Below are 21,260 nucleotides of genomic sequence, written 5' to 3' on the forward strand. Positions count from 1 at the left end.
TGACGTCATATTGATGCTGGTTTCTTTTTTATATTATGTAATATAACTGCGATATGGGCGAATGATATGCTAGAATTAGTTTGTTCGAGAAAGCGTTTACTTTAAAGCTATCGATGACTTTATCGATAATGAATGAGGAGGAAACAAAATGTCAGGAGTCACAGTGAGCTGGATTGGCGCATTAATTGGTTTAGCATTAGCCATTTTTTTGATTTTAAGAAAATTAAATGCGGTATATGCATTGTTGTTTGGCACAATTGTTGGGGCAGTGATTGGTGGTGCTAATCTCGTGCAAACAGTCAACATTGTTGTAACTGGAACTCAAAGTGTTATGGGTACAGTTGTACGGGTTTTGGCTGCTGGTGTCTTAGCCGGTGTGATGATGGAGTCGGGGGCCGCCAACACCATTGCGCGAACAATTGTTGATAAGTTGGGCGAAAGCATGGCGATCGTTTCATTAGCCTTGTCAACAATGATTATTACGGCAGTGGGAGTGTTCATTCCGGTTGCAGTGTTGATTGTCGCTCCGATTGCCTTAGAGGTGGGGAGTAAACTAAAAATTTCGAAGCTGGCCTTGTTAGTTGCTTTGTCTGGCGGGGGAAAAGCAGGAAATATTATTTCTCCCAATCCTAATACAATTGCGGCGGCACGCGGTTTTCATTTACAACTTAGTGACGTCATGGTGGCTGATTTTGTCCCAGCGTTGTTTGGACTGGCAATGGCGATTTTACTAGCAACCGTTCTGCGAAATCATGGTGAGGTGGCGACGATGGCGGATGTTGAAGCTAATCAAGCCTCTGGGACCGCAAGTATACCCGACGAGAGTAAGTTGCCGTCATTTCGTTCTGCAATTGTGGCACCGTTAGTCGCCGTCGTTTTGCTATTGATTAATCCAATTGGAAGTATCGCGCATATTGTGATTTTGCAAAAGTTCCAAGTAGATGCAATGTATATTTTACCGTTAGCCGGATTATTAGGCATGTTTGCGATGGGGCAAGGGCGACATATTTTGGCTTACACCAAGGCAGGAATGGACCGAATGACGGATGTTGTCTTAATTTTGATCGGTGCGGGGGCAATCGGTGGCTTGATCACTGCCTCAACATTGCCAGCTACAATTGTCAGTCTAATTAAAATATCAGGTATCTCTGGAACATTCTTAGCACCGATTGCTGGGATTTTGATGGCGGCCGCTACTGCCTCAACGTCAACAGGGGTTATTTTGGCTACAGGTTCTTTTGGTAAGGCAATCTTGTCGTTTGGCACAGCGCCGTTAGCCGCAGCAGTGATGGTTCACACGGGGGCAACTGTAATTGACCACTTGCCTCAAGGAAATTACTTCCATGTAACCGGAAATGCCATGAATATGGATTTAAAGGCCCGGATGAAATCAGTTCCATATGAATCGGCTGTTGGATTGACAATGACCATTGTTGGCACGATTATGTATGGATTTTTAATGTAATGCATTTTTTCTAAGGTATTGATTGTTGTTACTCTGTTATGCAAACGCGAGAGGAGTTCACGATGAAAATTGTTATAGCACCAGATTCATTTAAAGGGAGTGCAACCGCCCAGCAAGCGGCGGATGCGATTGAAATCGGTGTAAAGCGCGTTTTTCCTAATGCGCAGATTGAAAAGGTTCCGATGGCTGATGGTGGTGAGGGAACGGTGCAGTCGTTAGTCGATGCGACAGCTGGAACATTTAGAGAGGTTAATGTGCTGGATCCGCTCGGTCGAGAAACAAAGGCCCGATATGGGTTGCTAGGGGATGGTACAACAGCTGTCATCGAAATGGCAGCAGCTAGTGGTATTCAATTTGTTGATGAGCACACCAAGAACCCATTAATTACAACAACCTACGGTACCGGACAGTTAATGCTGGATGCGTTGCATCATGGCAGTCAGCAGCTAATTTTAGGTATTGGCGGTAGTGCAACGACAGATGGTGGTGCCGGGATGGCCGAGGCCCTTGGCGTTAAATTCTTAGATGCTAGTAACCAGCCAATTGCTAGAGGTGGCGGAGGACTTGCAACATTAGATCACATTGATTTATCCGAAGTTGATCCATTGGTAGCCAAAGCCCACATTCGAATTGCCTCTGATGTGACTAACCCATTGACGGGGAAAACAGGATCAGCAGCTGTCTTTGGACCGCAAAAGGGCGCAACACCGGAGATGATTTCAGTGTTGGACGCGAATTTAAGTCATTATGCGAAAGTAATTCAGCGAGATGTGGGTCGTGACATAGATCAAACCCCGGGAGCCGGCGCGGCCGGTGGATTAGGGGCTGGTCTGTTAGCCTTTACTAATGCTCAACTTGAACGTGGTGTCGAAATTGTGGTTGAAATGACGCACCTCAAGCAGCGAGTGGTTGGTGCGGAGATTGTCTTTACTGGTGAAGGTGGGATTGATTTTCAAACGCAATACGGTAAAACTCCGATGGGAACGGCCCAAGCCGTCAAAAAGGTCAATCCGCACATTACGGTGGTTGCGTTAGCCGGGAATGTTGGTGAAGGTATCGACCAACTTTATGACCTCGGGATTGACGCCGTCTTCGGCATTTTACCTGGTGTTGAGGATTTGCCAACTGCAATTGAGCAAGTGGAGGAAAATCTGGCAAGAACTGCCGAGAACGTGATGCGGTTGTGGGGGAGCGAAAGATGAGGAGTATTAAAAAGCTATTTTTAGACAATTATCCTAATGGAAAATCGCCATTGGTTTCAAAATCGTGCATGAACTCCACAACAGTGTTACATTCAGGGTTGAAGGGAAGATAGCGCTTTCTTTCCTTCATAGATATCCAAACAATACGGGAGGTTTTAGTATGGCAAAAATTGATGTTTCGCTTAACAAAATAGGGATTGATCGAATTGCAATTAGTCCTTATCAAAAGTTCTCGAGAGGGTATATGGAGCCAGGTAATATCGGCAATGGTTATGTTTCCGGCCTAAAGGTTGATGCAGGGGTCCGCGATAAAACTGATGATGACGTGTTGGATGGAATCGTATCATACGATCGGGCCGAAACAAAGAACGCTTACATCGGACAGATTAACATGACAACAGCATCTAGTTTTTCAGGTCCGCAAGGGCATATTATTGGTTACGATCTTTTAAAAAATCCGGAAATTGATCATGCAAAGCCATTATTTACAGAGAAACAATGGGACGGAAGCGAGTTGCCAATATATGATGCCAAGCCACTACAAGATGCGTTGGTGGAATATTTTGGGACAAATGATGAGCGTCGGCACTATCCAGCTCCAGGATCTTTTATTGTTTGTGCTAATAAGGGAGTTACTGCGGAACGACCTAAGCAGGATTCCGAAATGAAACCAGGTCAGGGATATGGCGTATGGTCCGCTATCGCGATCTCGTTCGCTAAAGATCCAGTAAAGAACTCGAGTATGTTTATCGAAGATGCCGGTGTTTGGGATACTCCCGATGAGGATGAACTAATTGAGTATCTTCACGGACGCAGGAAAGCCATTGCTAAATCTATCGCAGAATGTGGTCAGGATGCGAATACATCTTTTGCTCAATCCTGGATTGGTTTTGCACATGCAATGATGAAGCCTGGTCAAATTGGGAATGCGATCACGGTTGGCCCGTACTTTTCAATGCCCGTAGATTCAATACCTGGTGGTTCGTTATTAACCCCCGATAAGGATATGGAGATTATGGAAAGTCTGACCATGACTGAGTGGTTGAAACAAATGGGGTATTCATCTATAACAGCCGATGGGCATATTAAGTATTGATGCTTAATATTTGATGAAATCACGCAAACACTTTGCGTGTAGATTATGCGCGAGGAAAGTATGGATATTAGAAAATTGAATGGTATAACTGCCCACTCGTTGATCTTAGATAACGATTTATGCCGATTATTTTTACCCCTTTTAATACAAAAAATAGATGAAAAAATTTCACAAATCGTTATTAACGAATGTGGAGATGAAACTGCAGTCATTGTCTCGACACGTCTAAATCTTTATTATTTTTTAACTGATGGTTGTGTTCAAGAAAAAAATAAAGATGAAGTTTTAGAAGCTAAATTTGTTAAGGGTATGCCACATGGGAGTGCGAAAATTCTATTTTCTGATGGCAAATATTGGAACTTAAATGACATCATAGCTGGACGAGTCTTTGATTTTGTACAAGATGTTAAGCCAAAAAGAATTACCTCGGCCGGCTATGATAATACTATTCGGGGCGAATCACCTCAGCTGTTAGATCCCGATCATGCTGACGAGATTGATCGACTTAGAAAATGGATGCAGGAAGGGCATATGAGCCATTACGAATACGATGATGCAAATCCGGGATATTCAAAAGCCGGTAAGTAGGAGTATCACGAAATAATCAAATTATTATCTTGACAAAGATGAAGTGAATGATACTATGACATTAAGCTTTGATTAGAACAAAGCATACCTGTAAGTTGGTTAACGTAGAGACCCATCATCTGCTGAAAGATGGCTAGGTATGTGAAACACGTCTATGAGCTTTAATCGGGTGAATGAACAGTAGCTCGATTCGGGTCGTGCCGTTATCCACTAGCAATTTGGATATTTCAAACTGTTTGAGGTAGCATATCGTGAGGTATGTTGCAAATTGAGGTGGAACAGTGACTTAAAAGTCGCCCTCTGAAGCTATTATAGCTTCAGAGGGTTTTTTATAATTTAGAGGAGGACTTTCATTATGGAATTTCAAAAGCCTAAGGGAACTGCTGATATTTTACCAGGGGAATCTGCACTGTGGGAAAAAATTGAGGATTTCGCTAAAACCACATTCAACCAATACGGTTATCGTGGTATAAGAACACCAATGTTCGAAGATTACAGTGTGTTTTCACGAAACGTTGGGGAAACTTCTGACATCGTTCAAAAAGAAATGTATGACTTTGATGACAAAGGCGGAAGACACATTGCACTTCGTCCAGAAGGTACAGCAGGTGTCGTACGTGCCTATGTTGAAAATAAGCTTTTTGGGCCTGAATATCCAAAACCATATAAGGTCTATTACATGGGCCCAATGTTCCGTTATGAACGGCCACAATCTGGGCGTCAACGAGAGTTCCACCAGATTGGTGCCGAAGCGCTTAACAGTGAATCTCCGCAAATTGACGTTGAAGTAATCGCAATGGCTTTATCCCTTTTCAAAGGTCTAGGAGTTCCAAACATTAAGTTGGTAATAAATTCCCTTGGGAATAAAGAAGTTAGAGAAAATTATCGGAATGCTTTAATTGATTATTTAAAGCCATCATACGAGGTGTTGAGTGAAGATTCTAAGGACCGACTTTACAAGAATCCTCTGAGAGTCTTGGATAGTAAGGATGAGAATGATCAAAAGATAGTTAAGAACGCCCCGTCAATTTTAGACTTTTTAGATGACTATTCTAAAAACTATTTCGAACAGGTTCAAACGCTTCTCTCTGATTTAAACATTCCTTTTGAAATTGATAATCGAATGGTAAGAGGTTTGGATTATTATAACCAAACAATTTTTGAAATAATGTCAGATTCAAAGGTCTTTGGTGGAGGTTTCACAACTGTTTGCGCGGGGGGGAGATATAATGGCCTTGTCAGTCAACTAGGCGGCCCTGACGAGGGAGGAATTGGGTTTGGACTCGGAGTTGAACGGTTAATATTGTTATTAAAAGAAGAAAATTCTGCCTTCGTGCCTTCTGAATCGTTTGACGTTTATCTTGCGACCGCGGATAAACAAGGTGATAATTTAGCATTTAAGGTCATAAGTTCTTTGCGAGATAAAGGAATTTTCGTTGATAAAAATTATAAAGATGTAAAAGTTGGAACTCAAATCAAAGAGGCTATTAAGCGAAATGCTCGATATTATGCCGTATTTGGATCTAAAGAGGTATCTGAGCAAAAATTCACTTTAAAGAAAACTGATTCCGATGAATCTCAAGAAGTATCAATAACGGACTTTATTCAATTTCCAGCTAAATTTTTAAAGTAAAAATATCGAAAATTAGGTTAGACTGGTTACCATAAATCTAGATCAAGGGAGTTTGTTGCCCCTCGATTGGTTTAACTGTGAGGGGCAACAAATTCCTTAGAATCAGGTACGGATTTTTAAAGCCGTATTGTTTGGATATACTTTATGGTAAGCGCACCGTAGTTGATATCTTAGGAAAACTTCTTTATAGGGGACAAAGCGTAAAAATACGCTTTGTTCCTTTTTTCTTTTAAAAAAACACCGATTAGTTTTGCGCTTAACTAATCGGTGCTCAGCGATATCTTAGGAAAACTTCTTTATTTTTGAACGGAAAATTATTCTTTGGAGGCTTCCGGATCGTAAACGTATCCGTAAGCGACTTCTTTACCATTTTCTTCTTTATAGTACATGCCCTGAACTTCTGTGCCGAAACCAGGGAAGCGATTTGCGGACTCTTCAAGTACTTTAAAGTACTTTTGAATAGTGTCGGTCCAGCGTTCACCGGGGGCAATGGCAAAAATACCAGGTGGATAAGGGATAACACCTTCCACTGCGATTTCACTAACAATGTCATCAAGTTTCATTAACTTAACATTATTTCTGCGGTATTCTGTGTCGGCTTCTTCTAGTGTCATTACTTGTTCAGGGAAGTGGTCTTTTGTAAAAATATCTTTTTGATATTTTTTAGCGTCATTTTCCTTGTAGAAATCATGAATTTCTTGACAAAGTTGTCGAATCGTATAGTTTCTATAGCGATCTTCATTTTCTGCATAAAGGTGAGGGAGTACCTCTTTAAGAGGCGCATCTTCGTTAATGTATTTTTCCAACTTAAGAATCTGATCAACAAGATTGTTCATTTTGGCGTCATCTTCCGCTGGAGTAATCAAGAAGAGAACAGAATTAAGGTCATTCTTTTCATTTATGATGCCATGTTCATGAAGAAAATGAGTCACAATCGATCCGGGTACACCGAAATCCTCATACGTGTCACTTGGGATATCGAGCCCTGCCGTCACCAACATCAGCTTATTTGGATCGATGAAGTACTGACCTTTACTGTAGCCGTCAAAGCCATGCCAATTTTCATCTGGATCAAATGCCCAATAAGCTTTGTCGTCAACAATTTCTTGGTCATCTGCATCTTCCCAAGGCTTACCATGAACCATAGGTGGTACAAATGGGCGAATCATTGTTGCTTCACGAAGTAGGCGCTTACGGGCGCGGACAACGGTTAACATTGTGTCGTTCCACATTTTCTTCCCAGTTTCACCTTCTTGCATCCTAGCAGAAACATCGATGGACGCGAAAATGCCGTAGAATGGTGAGGTAGAAGAATATTTCATAAATGCGTTGTTGAACTGCTTATGATTAATGTAACGTCGTTGTCCCTTAATGTGACTGTCTTTTTTCAGAATTTGCGAAGCTTGAGAAATACCTGCTTGCTGCTTGTGAATTGACTGGACAACTAATAAGCCAGGGTCTTCTGGGCCTAAGTTTACAAGTAGGGGAGATGTTTCTTTCATCATTGGAATAAATTGTTCATAGCCGGCCCAAGCGGAGTCGAAGAGAATATAGTCACAAAGACGCCCAATTTTATCGACAATCTGTTGTGCATTTGCCATTGTGCCATCATAGGTATCATGTTCAATAATGGCTAACCGGAAAGGACGTTTTAGGTCCGCCTTTTCAGGAGCTACCTTACGAATTTCTTCACGTAAGGTTGTTTCGTCATAGCCAGATTCTTTAATTCCACCAATTAATCCGTAAGAGTTGTGACTTGTTTCTAAGTAGACTGGAATACCACCGTTCATTACCATAGCGTTATTATATGCTGATTTGTGGTTATTACGGTCGAATAATACTAAATTGCCCTTTGTTACAGCTGCTGTAATTGCAACGTTGTTAGAGGTTGTCGAACCATTTAGAATAAAGTAGGCCTTGTCAGCATTGAAAACCTTGGCGGCATGTTTTTCGGCTTTTAAAGCAGCGCCGTCGTGAGTTAAAACGTCGCCAAGTCCGTCTTCAGAGATGGAAACATCGGCTCTAAAGAAGCGTTCACCATAAAAGTCATAGAATTTACGACCTACGGGGGATTTTAAGAAAAATGCTCCTCCTTGGTGACCGGCACATTCAAATTGCCAAGATCCCCGGTCAACAACTTTATTTAGTTCGGCAAAGAAAGGAGGCATTAGGCCATCTTCATATTCTTTTGCCGCATTTTCTACTTCTCGTGAATAAATTTGCTTGTTAAAATTATTGTTCAAATCTAGCAAGTGATCAATGGCGTCGAAATGCTTGTTATTTTTATCAAACTTACTAGTATCATGTGTTGCTAAGAAAACCGGAATTCCAAATGTGGTTTCTTTGATTAAATCAGCTACATTCAGATCATTATCTGTAATGACTGCGGCACCAACATTTGTCCAGTCATGCACTGTAGTTGCATCCACGACTTCCCGATTCGTTTTTACAAAATCTTCGATTCCAGGTGTCATGGCGATGATCAATTTGGACATGAGTTAATTTCCTTTCACTTTTAAAATAAATAAACAATTTTATATAGTAATCTCGGGAAAGAGAGGTATTACGGATTATAACGTTCCATGATTTATAGCTTTGAATCTACTTTTAATTTATTTTTATCAATCTCAACTAAGCGCCAATAAATTGGAGAAATTTCTTCTTCTCTTGGTAAAAGAGAAACAAATAGCGTTGGAACTTTTTGAACTTTAATATTGGTTGTTGAAATGATTAGATCATATTTTTCAATTTTGGTTTTAGACAACTCACTAGGTGAAATCAATGTGAGTTTATTATGTGGAGGAAGATTGTTTTCTATGGAAAGAAGAACGTATTGAGATATTTCTGCGCCAGCATGGCAAACTACAAGAATTTGATTATTTTTTCGATGTTTTTCAAACGCCACGAGAAAATGTAAAGTTAAAAGAGAGATTTCATCATCATAGAGCTCAATGTGATAGTGCTTTTCGATATTTTTAGAACACTTCTTTACGGCAGACGCGATGAGCGAGTGGTGACTAAAAATTTCGCCTTTTAATGGATCCGTAATTCGTAAGCCAAGGTTTAACCGTGAGACCATAGGAATTAAATGGTAAATAGTTGCTTTTAATAGTTCAAGGTCAGTTGTGAATTTCACATCTAACATATCGCTGACCTTACGAATAAGATCTTTTGATTCGAGAGTGAAATCACGCTTCGAGTCAAAATCATTTGGATTGCTACGAATTCCATGGCCGAGAAGTAGTAAGTATAAAAAGCGTAAGCTCTCGCCGGAAATTTGAATTTTGGCGGTGGATCGACAGATCTCAATAAATCCTGATACAACTTTTGATAAGTCTGTGTTTTTTAAAATGTCTAAAACGATGACCTGCTCTCTAGCCGGTGTTAATGTTAAGCCATTTTTTACACGGTTTAAGAAAATCAGTAGGGATTCTTTTAAAGAGACGGGAAGATATTCGTCTTGAACATGGGAGTCCTGTTGAGAATTATCATCAACAAACTCGGTCGCAATTTCAGTGATTGTTGACCCAAAAACTTCACCCAACTGTTCTTTTGAAAGAGCAACTTGCGTTAAAAAGAGGTCTAAGTACTCCCTAAAACTTTGTTCAATTTTTATCTCCTCAGAAAAAGACAAGTTTTTATTATCTAAGGTCACCTTATTGGATTCTAAAAATCCGTTGATTTCGTCAAAATCCTTCTTTATGGATTGCACCGAAACAAAGAAGGTTTCAGCGTAAAATCTATAACTCTTCCTTTCAGAAAAAAGAAGCTTAGAGAATAGATATAATCTTCTGTACTGTGGAGTGAATTGTACGTCATTGGAACTACTTAAGTGTTTACCAGAATTTAGCAAAATATGCTGTTTCTTTTCTGCACTTCCAACCACTAAGAAACCTTTTCTTGGAAATTTTTCCAATGTTAATCCATTATCTCGTAAAAAAGTCTCTATATTTTTACTGTGATTGTAAATTGTCTTTGTAGAAACACCTAACGCGTTTGCAAAGTATTCGGCAGATCTGTAGACAGTTTCACCGAGCATCAAATTCAAAAGGTCACTATCATAGTTGTTCATATCATTCACTTCCCAATATCCCCCCAAGTTTCTGATTATAGCTTATCAGATTGTCATAGTGGTCTCGGGCGAAAGTAGAAACAAAGGGACAGTTCTCAAAGAAAAAGCATTATTAATTAATATGTGGAACGACATGTCGGTTGTTGAAACTATTTCAGCAGAGTGTTAGTCAATAAAGTGACACAGCTTAACTAAAGACTGCAAAAGCTAGCTTATGAGCAACAATGAGAAAGAGTATTTGAGAAAACGCTTTAATGCTGTTCACTTCAACAATATAACATGGCTAAGTTCAGTGCTTTTTACCTTTCATTGCCATATTAATTTCTACGTTTGTATAAAATTGTGTGTAAAAGTTCTTTTTATTCGCTTTATTTTTGCCTATGCTTGAGTAATCTAAAACGTTGATAAACGCTATCTTTATTGCATTTAAGAAGCCCCAATTATTTGCTAACAACTTTTGAAGTGTTTGGAGGATCTTTCTGGCAGCCGGGGGTTGAAGAAAAAGTTATCGAATTCACATAATATTGACTTTTATTCATTGGCGTGAAACAATACCGTAGAGGAAAACGCTTTTATGCTGTTCGTATTCTATATTTGTATATTGTGTTTCTAAGGAGATTAGGATATGGACGAAAGTAATAAAAAATCCCAGGCAGGAAAGATGGGATTCTTTGGTTTAGTAGCACTGATTGTGAGTGCAATGGTTGGCTCGGGTGTGTTCGATTTGCCTAAAAACATGTCCCAAGTTGCTGGCTTAAATGCGCAAATCATCGCATGGGTGACGACTGGAATCGGAATCTGGTTCATCGCGGAAATGTTTGTTATTTTAAGTGACGTTCGGCCGGATTTAACTGCTGGGTTATATAAGTATGGTGAAGTTGGTTTCGGATCTTTTGTTGGTTTCTTTACTGCTTGGGGCTACTTCGTGTGTGAATGTTTTGCTAACGCTGCCTATGCAGTGTTGACCATGAGTACGCTTGATTACTTCTTCCCCGGAACATTCACAGGAGGAAATAATTGGCCATCAGTTATTGGGGCGTTAATTATCACTTGGGCCATTACTGCTCTAGTTTTGCGCGGTGTTGAGGTTTCGAGTTCTATTCAACAAGTTGCCACGGTAATTATGTTAGCAGTCGTTGTTGTGTTCTTAGTAAGTTGTATTGTGCATTTTAACTTACACACGTTTACAACTAATGCCTCCGGTACCCAAGCTGTTCATAGCTTGAGTGACAAACCATTAGGGAGCCTTACACACCAAGTTATGAACACGATGATGGTAACTTTGTGGTTGTTTGGTGGAGTCGAAGGGGCAGTCGTCATGTCCGGAAAAGCTCGTGACGTTAAACAAGTTCCCAAGGCTACGATCACCGGTTTTGTTATTTGTATTATTATGTATGCCTTAGTTGGCATGTTATCTCTTGGCGCATATTCTTACGGTCAATTAGCAAAAATGACATCGCCATCGACTGCATATATGTTGACTTCATTTTGGCATAACAATATTGGTCGGGATGTAATCACGGTAGCGCTATTATTCGCTGTATTTTCAAGTTGGATTTCATGGATTCAAATGTTGGCCGAGTTACCTCAACACGCTGCAGCAGAAGATGGATCCTTTCCAAAGGCTTTTGCAAAAGTGTCTGACAAAAACGTGCCGAGCTTCTCAATCCTTGTGGCTACCTGCATTATCTCAGTGATTATTTTGATTGCTCACTTTGACGATAACGCTTACCAGATGTTGTTGACTGTAACTGGTGCGATGACCGTTGCGCCTTACTTGATTTCGGCAATGTATCTGATTAAGATTTCTAAGAGCGAAAATGGGCAGTTTCCAACTAGTACGAAGCATAAGCGCAGAAATGCTTTGATCATCGGTATTTTAGCTTTGCTGTATACAATTATTATGGGTATTTCAGCTAATGTCACCTATATTGCTATTTCATTTATTGTTTATGCACTCGGAATTCCTGTATATATGATTGCTAGAAAGCAACATAACAAAGTTAGTTTCACACGTGCCGAAGGAGTTTTTGCAATTGTTATTATAGTTGTAGCTCTTGCAGGAGTTTATGCTTTGTTTGCTGGATAAAAAATACGACGGACAACTAAAATTAGTTTAGTAAAGCGTCGATGACGAGGAGTTGTCGGCGTTTTTGTTAGCTACGATTTTATGTCTATTTAGGAAAGTCATTTGCTGAGATCATTTAGATGTCTATGTTGTGAAGGAGATATTTCTAAATGCGACAATCGTTACCAAATACAGCACTAATAATTCAGGATTTTTCCCTATTGGGTAATATTTCTACAGCCGCTGCGGTACCTGTTGCCGCTGCCTTCGGGTTAACGACGGCCGTGTTGCCGGTCACACTACTTTCGACTCAAACCGAGGGCTTCAATATACCTGAAAAATTAGATCTGACAGATTGGTTGAGTGCTGTCGCTAATCACTGGTCCCGAGAGGAATTAATGAGTTTTGAGATAATTCAGATTGGTTACTTAGGTTCCGAGACTGCCATTGAATTTATCAGCAAGATACTTGATCTGGCTCAAGGAACACGGATCGTTGTTGATCCAGTGTTTGCTGATCAAGGTAAACAATATCCTGGGTTAGAAAAAGGGTATGCGCAGCTGTTAGAGCCTATATTGAAGAAAGCTGATGTAATCACTCCTAATGTCACTGAGTTGGAGGAACTAGTTGACCGGGAGCTTTCTTTTCAAAGTAGTTTTGAGGAATTAGTGCGAATTGTTCAAATGCTGGAAATCCGCTTTCAACATAACGTTAAAGTGGTTGTAACTGGTGTTGAATTAGATGACCAGATTGGTGTCCTTTTTACAGATCCGTCATCAAGTGATGGATACCGATTTATAGGTCACCACAAAATAGCCGGTCATTTTTACGGAGCAGGCGATTTTTTTGCCGCTACATTAAGTGGTGAACTAAGCCGGTCGCTTGAATTTACTGAAGCGGTGAAACAGGCAGTTGATATTACATCGATGGCAATTGACGAGACAAGTCAACTTCCTCGCGAATGGCGAAAATTCGGATTAAAATTCACAACAGCGTTGGACGAAATTATTCGGCGATCAGCCGGGAGGCAATAAAATGGATTTGGAACAGGTTCGACAAGATTTAACGACAACATTGAACGAATATTTTGAAAATGTGACCTTACGACCAGAAAGCATCTTCGTTGTCGGTTGTAGTACAAGTGAAATTCGCGGTGAATGGAAAGGAACCAACTCAAGCCTAGAAATTGGGCAAGTGATTGTCCAAACCTTGCAAGATTTTCTTATTCCCCGCCATTTGCATTTGGCAATCCAAGGCTGTGAACACATTAATCGTGCTTTGTTATTGGAACGCGAGGTTGCCGAACGAAAAAATTTAGAAATTGTGTCAGTTGTTCCGGCGATTCATGCTGGTGGTGGTACACAAGTGGCCGGCTATCAACAATTTGAAGATCCGGTTGAAGTTGAACACATCACCGCGGCCGGCGGCATTGACATTGGTGGAACTGATATCGGGATGCACGTGAAGTTCGTCCAAATTCCGGTTCGGTTACAACATCGCGATGTAGGTGAAGCCCGCGTTGTTGCGCTATGTTCACGGCCAAAACTGATTGGTGGTCGGCGGGCTCAATATGAATTTACAGATAAAAATTTAGAAGATATTCGTTAGTGAGGAATCTTGATGAGAAATCAATCGTCTAACCGTGGGCAACTACAAAAATTAATGCTTACAGCGATGCTGGTTGCGGTCACGGTTGTGATTAGTCGGCTTTTCATCATTCCTGTCCCGATGACACATGGGAATATCAATCTTTGTGATGCTGGAATCTTCATCGCTGCTTTGGCACTTGGACCCAAAGTAGGGGGGACCGTTGGTGCGCTTAGTGGTTTTTTACTTGATTTACTGTCTGGTTACGCACAGTACATGTTCTTCTCACTGATCATTCATGGACTGGAAGGATTCTTAGTTGGCTATCTTTCACAACGATTGTCGGGACCGATGGCTCGCTGGCTAGCCTTAGGAATTGGCGGATTGGTGATGGTTGTAGGCTATTTCCTAGCAGATTCGTTGTTATATGGACCTACAGTGGGGCTCGTCGGACTGGTCACTAACCCAATTCAAGCCGTTGTTGGTGGCGTTGTGGCTTGGCTGGTTGCCCCAAGAGTTCAACCGTATTTGGCTAAATAATTATCTGCATTGGCTCATTTTATTGAATTTAAAAATTTTCAGAATTATCGGATTTGAAGAATAATTATTCTGAATTTTTTGTACGGATAACTGTAAAACTGGTGAGTTACATAATCTAAATTAAAGTATTTTCTTTAAATGGCCCCACTGTGTTAGCATAACGCGGTGAGGCTATTCCTTTGTCCTGTATAACTAAGACGGTAAACATAAGCAGTTAACCTTTTCTTCGATCAGTATTTTAATTTCCTTGGATGTTTTTTAACTAATTTTCTGAAAGCCCCTAGTTAGGACATTTTATGACAACTCACCAAAATAATTGATGGAGTACGCTATGTTTCCCGCCCATATTCTATTGCCATTAAGTTCCATAAATGAACCTGTTGTTGAAAAATCTTGTAATGATTAACGGCATCATTGTAGCCTATAGTCACGCATTCCCGAATTTGAACGTGTTTTAAAAATATCACTTTTCAATTCATGTTTTCGAACCTTCAGGTTGGTAGCATCGCAATCAGTTGTTGATTCGTTTCATCGCACTAGTTTTCGAGCCATTACAATGGTTGAGCCTCATTACGAAGTTATTATTGTAAAGCAATGACGTTCAGGAATTGTGTCATTGCCTCTATTTTCAGGCTGTAATTTGACCAAAAGTGCGACAGTGATAGTCAAGTGACAAAATCTCTTCTAGAGAAATTTGTCACTTGGGCTAGTATGCCTGGGGTGATATTGTGTGCGGTCATAAGTTGTATGCAAAAATATCCATTTCGATTTAGAATGAACGGGTCGAAGCCAAATATTAAAAATCGAAAGGAAATCGTTGAAATATGGCGAATAAGATCGATAACCTTGAACATGACAAATAGTTATGCTGATACCATATCGTACAACCCAAAATTATAGGAGAGACACCATTTACAACCAATATCGGGGCGATTTATAAAACAATACCCGGGTACTTTGCCGAAATAAGGGGAGTGCGATTGTTGAGGGGTGTAATGCCACGACAAGTTCACTTGTTAGTTAGTATTCCACACAAATTAAGTGTTTGAATTTTCATGAGATATTTAAAAGGAAAAAGTGTACTCATGATGTTTGACTAATATGCAAATTCGAAGCATAAATTTGCATATTAGTACTTTTTTGGGGTTAGCAGCTTACCATATGAGCATGGTGGACACAAGGGCGCTAAAGCGAAGTAGATAAATGTTGTCTTACCCATTAGGCTGATGTATGAATGTTAGTTGAAAGCCGGTTGTTAAGTACTTCTAAAGCATAGTTTTGAAAGTTGTGTCGCTATAAAAGCGGAGACTAGCAATGGTTATTATGAGTAATATGTTCGTCCGTATATCGCTTAAAGTTAGCATATGTATTGGCAGATAGGGCAATTAGGTCATAAATATTAAAAACTTATTTTAGATAATTTCTTCGAAGTTGTGTTGTAAATCACATTTAAAATGTCACCAACAGATGAATGCACTGAAATAAGAATGCTAATTTGTGATAAAACAAACTAATAGTAAAAATTAATATTAAAAATAATTGATTAAGAATAGATTAAAAAATATGATAATTTAAAACAAATAATTTGTAAGCGCTTTCTACAACGTGATATATTGCGGTTGGTAAAAATAATAAAAAGAGGTGACACAAATGGCGCGAACATTTGAGAAGTATTTACAGGATAACTTAGATGACCTTAAGGAAAAAGGTTTATTAAACTCGATTGACGTATTGCAAACGCACAATGGGCCCAAAATTGAAATAAATGACAAGTGGTTGATTAATTTGGCCTCGAATAATTATCTTGGTTTTGCTGACAAGCAAGAACTTATCGATGCCGATGTTGCGGCAACGAAAGAGTGGGGAGTCGGAGCTGGTGCCGTTAGACCAATTAACGGAACATTGCAAATTCACGAGGAACTTGAAAGAACAATTGCAAAGTTTAAAGGAACGGAAGCAGCATTAGCCTATCAATCGGGATTTAATGCCAATTTAGGTTCGATTTCTGCGGTCATGACAAAAAAGGATGCTATTCTTTCAGACGAATTAAATCACGCTTCTATTATTGATGGTAGCCGTTTGTCGGGTGCAAAGATTATACGTGTAAAGCATCGCGATATGCAGGATCTTGAAGAAAAGGCGAAAGCGGCTAAGGAAAGCGGCGAGTATGAAAAGATTATGTATATCACAGATGGCGTCTTTTCCATGGACGGTGACGTTCAGAAGCTTCCTGAAGTTGTCCAAATTGCGGAAAAGTATGATCTTATCACTTATGTTGACGATGCCCATGGATCAGGCGTGATGGGACACGGAGCCGGGACTGTAAAATCATTTGGTCTTCAGGACAAAATTGATTTTCAGATGGGTACTTTATCCAAAGCCGTCGGGGTCGTTGGTGGATATATTGCGGGTAAAAAAGTCTTAATTGACTGGCTCAAAGCAAGAGGTCGACCATTCTTATTTTCAACTTCCATAGCTCCGGGTTCATCTGCGGCAGTGATTGAATCTTTAAATCAAATCATGGACCATCCCGAATATGTGGAACAGCTGTGGGAAAACGCAAGATACTTTAAAAAAGAACTTGGCAAGTTAGGCTTTAATACAGGGCATTCTGAGACTCCAATCACACCGGTTATCCTGGGGGATGAAGAAAAAACTCAGGAATTTGCAAAACGTTTGATTGAAAACGGTGTTTATGTAAAACCAATTGTTTTCCCGACCGTTCCTTTAGGAACTGGACGCGTCCGTAATATGCCCATGAGAACCCATACAAAAGAGATGCTTGATGACGCCGTGGCAGCCTATGGGAAAGTTGGACATGAATTGAATTTAATTTAGCTATTTTTAATTCTAAGCAGAAAGAAAGGATGAATAATTATGAAAAAAGTACTTGTCACAGGTGCCTTGGGACAGATCGGTTCTGAATTAGTTGCCAGATTTCGAAAAGATTTAGGTACAGACGCTGTTATCGCTACTGATATTCGTAAGTTAGACGGGAATCCTACAGTGGAAGATGGACACTTTGAAGTATTAGATGTAAATGACGGCGAGGCGATGTTAAAGATCGCACGAGACAATAAGGTTGATACGGTAATACACTTGGCAGCTCTGTTGTCCGCAGTAGCAGAGCAGAAGCCACAACTGGCATGGAATCTGAACATGAGCGGCCTTTTTAATGCCCTTGAGATTGCTAGACTCACAAATTCGAAATTTTTTGCACCGAGTTCGATCGGTGCTTTTGGTCCAAGTACACCAAAAGATAATACGCCACAGGACACGCTTATGAGACCAACTACCATGTATGGTGTAACTAAAGTCGCTGGTGAATTGTTGGAAGATTATTACTTTACCAAATTTGGTGTAGATTCTCGTAGTGTCAGGTTCCCAGGGCTTATTTCTTACAAGACGCTTCCTGGAGGTGGCACGACGGATTATGCGGTTGATATCTATTATGAGGCCTTGAAGAAACGGCACTATACAAGCTTTATAAAGCAAGGTAGTTATATGGACATGATGTATATGCCAGACGCCATCGACGCAGTTGTAAAGTTACTCAATGCAGATCCTGATAAACTCGTGCATCGTAATTCATTTAATATCACTGCGATGTCATTTGAACCCGAGGACATTAAGCGTTCGATTCAAAAAGTGATTCCTGATTTTACGATGGATTATGATGTTGATCCAGATCGACAGAAGATCGCCGACTCTTGGCCAAATTCAATCGATGCTACTGCAGCTAAAGAGGAGTGGGGATTCAGTCCGAAGTTTGACTTAGACAAAATGACTGAGGATATGCTCGAACATCTCAGAACAACAGTCCAAAGTTAAACCGTATCAATAAATACAAGAGAGCAAGGGCGTCGCATCTTAGAAAAGATACGACGCCCTTCTGTTCGCTTTTCTGGCTTTAAATATAGAAAAGTCAGATACAGAACACATTTTCAAAATTGTGTAATAAAGCACAAATATATTCTGTTTCATAATTGAAAGCGCTATACTTATGTGAGATAAGTAAAATAAGAGGTTATCATGGAATACGTTACTCCAAAAATTGAGGTTTATTCTGGAACTAATACAGTCGATGCAAAGAGAATTTTGACACCATTTTTAAATGCACCCGATTGGTCGCGTGAGGGAATCGTTCTTATTATTTTTGATCACCGGCCCACTAACCCTTTATTAAAGTGGGGGGCAATCGCTGTTTTAAGAACAAGAATTGTCGGTATCGTTGTACCATTGGGTCGAAATAACGATCGATTTTCTATTGTTCAAGACATTAATTTGCGATCTGTTATACAGGTAAATCTTTGCCGGGATAATCGGCTTTTAAATAGGTCCAAGGTGCATATAGAACATGTCTCGGGAGGTACATGCACGCATACGAGTTTCCTATTACCAAGAGATAAAAGAATCGTGAGTGAATTTATGAACGTTGTTCATAAGTTGAGAAGCTAAAAAATTTGATAGAAAAATAAATACGAAGCACATCTAGCAAGTAATAATTGGCTCTAACAGTTAGGTGTGCTTCGTATTTTATTCTTGTGTGATTGATAAAATAATAACTTGATCATAAGTGACTTGTGTAATGATTTTGTAAGTTCCAATTACAAATCTAATTGCTTGAGCAGGACCGCTAATAGTTTCAATAGTTGTACCGTGGTTTAATGGGTCAAAACCAGCTTGTTTTTTTAGCCATGCTAAAATTATGAGCGCATCTTGGTTGGGAAGGGACAGAAGTTGTTGCTGGGCGTTGACAGAATAGCCTAAGTTATATTCCATGTGTGCTTCCTTCGTTTCGCAACATTGAAGCCAATTCTTCTGTCTTAGAAAGATGCGGATTTTCATGATATTTTTCTAGCGTTGTTTCATATACGGTAATGTCAATTTTATTCTCAATGGTTTTTAAAGTCGAAACACGCAAAAGTTCTGCCAGTGAAGAGTTTGTGGCGTGAGCATAATGAGTCAAAAAATTATATTCTTGGTCGCTAAGGTGAATCGGAATGGTTGGCATTTAACTACCCCTCTTGTCTACAAATATCTAAATCAATTATCTGTTAGCGCTTTCAACAAGTCAATTAAAATTTATCAAGTTTGACAAAAGCTAAAAACCAAAAGGATCTTGTCCAGAAGGTGTATTTTTGATAGCTGTTACTTGGGCTGCAAATAACGAATCGTGGGGCAAATGATGGACTCCGATTAAGCTAACGGCAGGTCGAGGAAGATCGCAATACGTATCGAATAAGTCCCACAAGGATGACAAGTTTGGAAAGCCCACATAAAAGAATTGAATTTGTGCAACATCATTAAAAGTAAAAGTGTTCTTCTTTAACTCGCTCGTTATTCTGTCGAGGGTACTCTTGAATTCTTCTAAATAATTTTGCTTCGTACTTTTAGCTGATTGACATGATATAAAGAAAATATTTCCAAAGGTACGGGTTGAAAATTCGAATGGTTTCTCCATGGTTTACCTTTCTTTCAAACAAATTATAAAAACAAATTGGGGCAAAATAGTAATCCAAATATATCATGTTCAATTATACACTTTCAATGAAACCATCTTTCAAGCAAACGATTGACTTTAAAATTATGATTTTTTAATTTAATTCACATAATATTGTAATTATGCATACATTTTTTTCGATCATTAAAACGCCGCTAAACAAGGAATTGCACAACGATAAATTATACAACGATTAAAAAATAGAAAAAAGTTAACAAAAACCTCGGAAAAGGTTTTTGTTTCTTGTGAAAGCGTTATCATGTACTTGTAACAGAAATTAATCACAAGGGAGTGTTTTCATGCAGATCGCCGTTATTAAGGAACAAAAGGAAGGTGAGGGTCGCGTTGCGGCCACACCAGAAAATGTTCAGAAAATGGTCGAGGCTGGCAATGAAGTGTTAGTTGAAAAGAATGCCGGTCTGGGTGCCGGGTATCCTGATGACGAATATATTCAAGCCGGTGGTAAGATAGTGAGTCATGAGGAAGGCTGGAAGGCTCAGCTTATTATCAAGGTTAAAGAACCAAGTCAAGAGGAGTATCAATATTTTACTAAAGGTAAAATTGTCTGGGGCTTCCAACATCTTGCTTCATCAAAGCCAACAGTCGAGGCTATGATGAAAGCCGGAACGACAGCTATTGGTGCCGAAACGATTGTCAGGGATGGAAAGCTTGAACTTTTGGCACCGGTTAGTCAAATTGCCGGACGCAGATCCATTATTATGGGTGCCTACTACTTAGAAGCACAGCATCAAGGTGAAGGAATCTTGCTGCCGGGTATTGATTTCCCTGGGATTCACGCGGGTCATGTTGTAATCTTTGGTGGTGGAAATGCGGCCGAAGGTGCAGCAGATATGGCTCTTGGCTTAGGGTGCTCAGTTGTAATCCTCGAATTAAACGATGCCAGAATTAAAGAACTTGAAAAGATGTACGAAGGACGTGATCTTCGCGTTGTTAAGTCGACCGAGGAAAACTTAGCTGAAGAGATCAAATCAGCGGATGTCTTTGTATCAACAATTCTTATTCCTGGATCAAAGCCACCCAAGTTGGTTAAAGAATATATGGTTAAATCGATGAAGAAGGGTAGCGTTATCGTAGATATTGCTATCGATCAAGGTGGCACAGTTGAAACAATTGATCACCCAACCACGATTGATGATCCGATCTTCGTTAAGGATGGAGTAGTTCATTATGCGGTTCCTAACCAACCGGGAGCAGTACCACGCACTGCCACAATGGCCCTAGCTGCCGGCAACTTAAGCTACCTGCTTGAAATTGCCGATAAAGGAATTGTTGAAGCTATCAAGTCAGATCAAGCTCTGAAAACTGGTGTCAACTTATATGAGGGCGCAGTTACAAACGAAGGATTGGCTAAGTCACTAGACTTACCATATACTCAGTTGAGCGTTTAATTATTGCTATTGTATAAGAAACAAAGAAAAGAAATAGTTTCTTTTCTTTTCCAGATCTTGTGAAATTTTTACCAAAAAACTTGAATTTATTAATGAA

General features: G+C 39.8%; 18 protein-coding genes. 13 read left to right on the top strand and 5 right to left on the bottom strand.

Annotated elements, in window-relative coordinates:
• Window positions 1–148: 148 nt before the first annotated feature.
• From AC27FN_RS00490 to hisS, 5 genes are all read left to right on the top strand, one after another.
• Window positions 149–1,465, top strand: coding sequence for a GntP family permease (locus AC27FN_RS00490; RefSeq protein ID WP_487166076.1), 1,317 nt, complete (start codon window positions 149–151; stop codon window positions 1,463–1,465).
• Between the two features lie 62 nt (window positions 1,466–1,527).
• A complete protein-coding gene (locus AC27FN_RS00495) occupies window positions 1,528–2,667 on the top strand; it encodes a glycerate kinase family protein (RefSeq protein WP_487166077.1) in 1,140 nt (379 codons plus the stop codon).
• 160 nt (window positions 2,668–2,827) lie between these two features.
• Window positions 2,828–3,763, top strand: coding sequence for a histidine decarboxylase, pyruvoyl type (gene hdcA, locus AC27FN_RS00500; RefSeq protein ID WP_487166078.1), 936 nt, complete (start codon window positions 2,828–2,830; stop codon window positions 3,761–3,763).
• Between the two features lie 60 nt (window positions 3,764–3,823).
• The gene (gene hdcB / locus AC27FN_RS00505) at window positions 3,824–4,351 is read left to right on the top strand and encodes a histidine decarboxylase maturation protein HdcB (RefSeq protein WP_487166079.1); all 528 of its coding nucleotides are present in this window, start codon (window positions 3,824–3,826) and stop codon (window positions 4,349–4,351) included.
• A 355-nt stretch (window positions 4,352–4,706) separates the two neighbouring features.
• Window positions 4,707–5,984 (top strand): histidine--tRNA ligase, encoded by a 1,278-nt coding sequence (hisS, locus tag AC27FN_RS00510; RefSeq protein ID WP_487166080.1) that lies wholly within the window; start codon window positions 4,707–4,709, stop codon window positions 5,982–5,984.
• Between the two features lie 314 nt (window positions 5,985–6,298).
• Here the strand turns inward: hisS and speC are convergent, their stop codons facing one another.
• Window positions 6,299–8,479 (bottom strand): ornithine decarboxylase, encoded by a 2,181-nt coding sequence (speC, locus tag AC27FN_RS00515; RefSeq protein WP_487166081.1) that lies wholly within the window; start codon window positions 8,477–8,479, stop codon window positions 6,299–6,301.
• A gap of 92 nt (window positions 8,480–8,571) precedes the next feature.
• Window positions 8,572–10,056: a BglG family transcription antiterminator gene (locus tag AC27FN_RS00520; RefSeq protein WP_487166082.1), complete on the bottom strand. Its 1,485-nt coding sequence runs from the start codon at window positions 10,054–10,056 to the stop codon at window positions 8,572–8,574.
• Window positions 10,057–10,681: 625 nt separating this feature from the next.
• On the opposite strand from AC27FN_RS00520, the gene hdcC reads away from it, so the two are divergent.
• From hdcC to AC27FN_RS00555, 7 genes are all read left to right on the top strand, one after another.
• Window positions 10,682–12,145 (top strand): histidine-histamine antiporter, encoded by a 1,464-nt coding sequence (gene hdcC, locus AC27FN_RS00525; protein WP_487166083.1) that lies wholly within the window; start codon window positions 10,682–10,684, stop codon window positions 12,143–12,145.
• Between the two features lie 149 nt (window positions 12,146–12,294).
• The gene (locus AC27FN_RS00530; RefSeq protein ID WP_487166084.1) at window positions 12,295–13,158 is read left to right on the top strand and encodes a PfkB family carbohydrate kinase; all 864 of its coding nucleotides are present in this window, start codon (window positions 12,295–12,297) and stop codon (window positions 13,156–13,158) included.
• 1 nt (window position 13,159) lies between these two features.
• Window positions 13,160–13,732: a TIGR01440 family protein gene (locus AC27FN_RS00535; protein ID WP_487166085.1), complete on the top strand. Its 573-nt coding sequence runs from the start codon at window positions 13,160–13,162 to the stop codon at window positions 13,730–13,732.
• Window positions 13,733–13,744: 12 nt separating this feature from the next.
• Window positions 13,745–14,251, top strand: a complete 507-nt coding sequence (locus tag AC27FN_RS00540; protein WP_487166086.1) for an ECF transporter S component — start codon at window positions 13,745–13,747, stop codon at window positions 14,249–14,251.
• Between the two features lie 1,650 nt (window positions 14,252–15,901).
• Window positions 15,902–17,089: a glycine C-acetyltransferase gene (locus AC27FN_RS00545; RefSeq protein ID WP_487166087.1), complete on the top strand. Its 1,188-nt coding sequence runs from the start codon at window positions 15,902–15,904 to the stop codon at window positions 17,087–17,089.
• Between the two features lie 39 nt (window positions 17,090–17,128).
• Window positions 17,129–18,082 carry an L-threonine 3-dehydrogenase gene (locus AC27FN_RS00550; RefSeq protein WP_487166088.1) on the top strand — a complete coding sequence of 318 codons (954 nt, stop codon included), beginning with the start codon at window positions 17,129–17,131 and terminating at the stop codon, window positions 18,080–18,082.
• 201 nt (window positions 18,083–18,283) lie between these two features.
• Window positions 18,284–18,709, top strand: coding sequence for a hypothetical protein (locus AC27FN_RS00555; protein ID WP_487166089.1), 426 nt, complete (start codon window positions 18,284–18,286; stop codon window positions 18,707–18,709).
• A gap of 78 nt (window positions 18,710–18,787) precedes the next feature.
• Here AC27FN_RS00555 and AC27FN_RS00560 read toward each other — a convergent pair whose 3' ends face one another.
• From AC27FN_RS00560 to AC27FN_RS00570, 3 genes are all read right to left on the bottom strand, one after another.
• Entirely contained in the window at window positions 18,788–19,033 is a 246-nt protein-coding gene (locus AC27FN_RS00560; protein ID WP_487166090.1) for a hypothetical protein, read from the bottom strand.
• Window positions 19,023–19,265: a type II toxin-antitoxin system RelB family antitoxin gene (gene relB / locus AC27FN_RS00565; RefSeq protein WP_487166091.1), complete on the bottom strand. Its 243-nt coding sequence runs from the start codon at window positions 19,263–19,265 to the stop codon at window positions 19,023–19,025. The genes AC27FN_RS00560 and relB overlap by 11 nt, the downstream gene beginning before the upstream one ends.
• A gap of 90 nt (window positions 19,266–19,355) precedes the next feature.
• Complete coding sequence (locus tag AC27FN_RS00570) at window positions 19,356–19,715, bottom strand: Rid family hydrolase (protein ID WP_487166092.1); 360 nt, start codon at window positions 19,713–19,715, stop codon at window positions 19,356–19,358.
• 338 nt (window positions 19,716–20,053) lie between these two features.
• Here AC27FN_RS00570 and AC27FN_RS00575 point away from each other — a divergent pair, with 338 nt between their 5' ends.
• Window positions 20,054–21,163: an alanine dehydrogenase gene (locus AC27FN_RS00575; RefSeq protein ID WP_487166093.1), complete on the top strand. Its 1,110-nt coding sequence runs from the start codon at window positions 20,054–20,056 to the stop codon at window positions 21,161–21,163.
• The last annotated feature ends 97 nt before the right edge of the window (window positions 21,164–21,260 follow it).

It is taken from the genome of Furfurilactobacillus sp. W61-4, assembly GCF_057545565.1.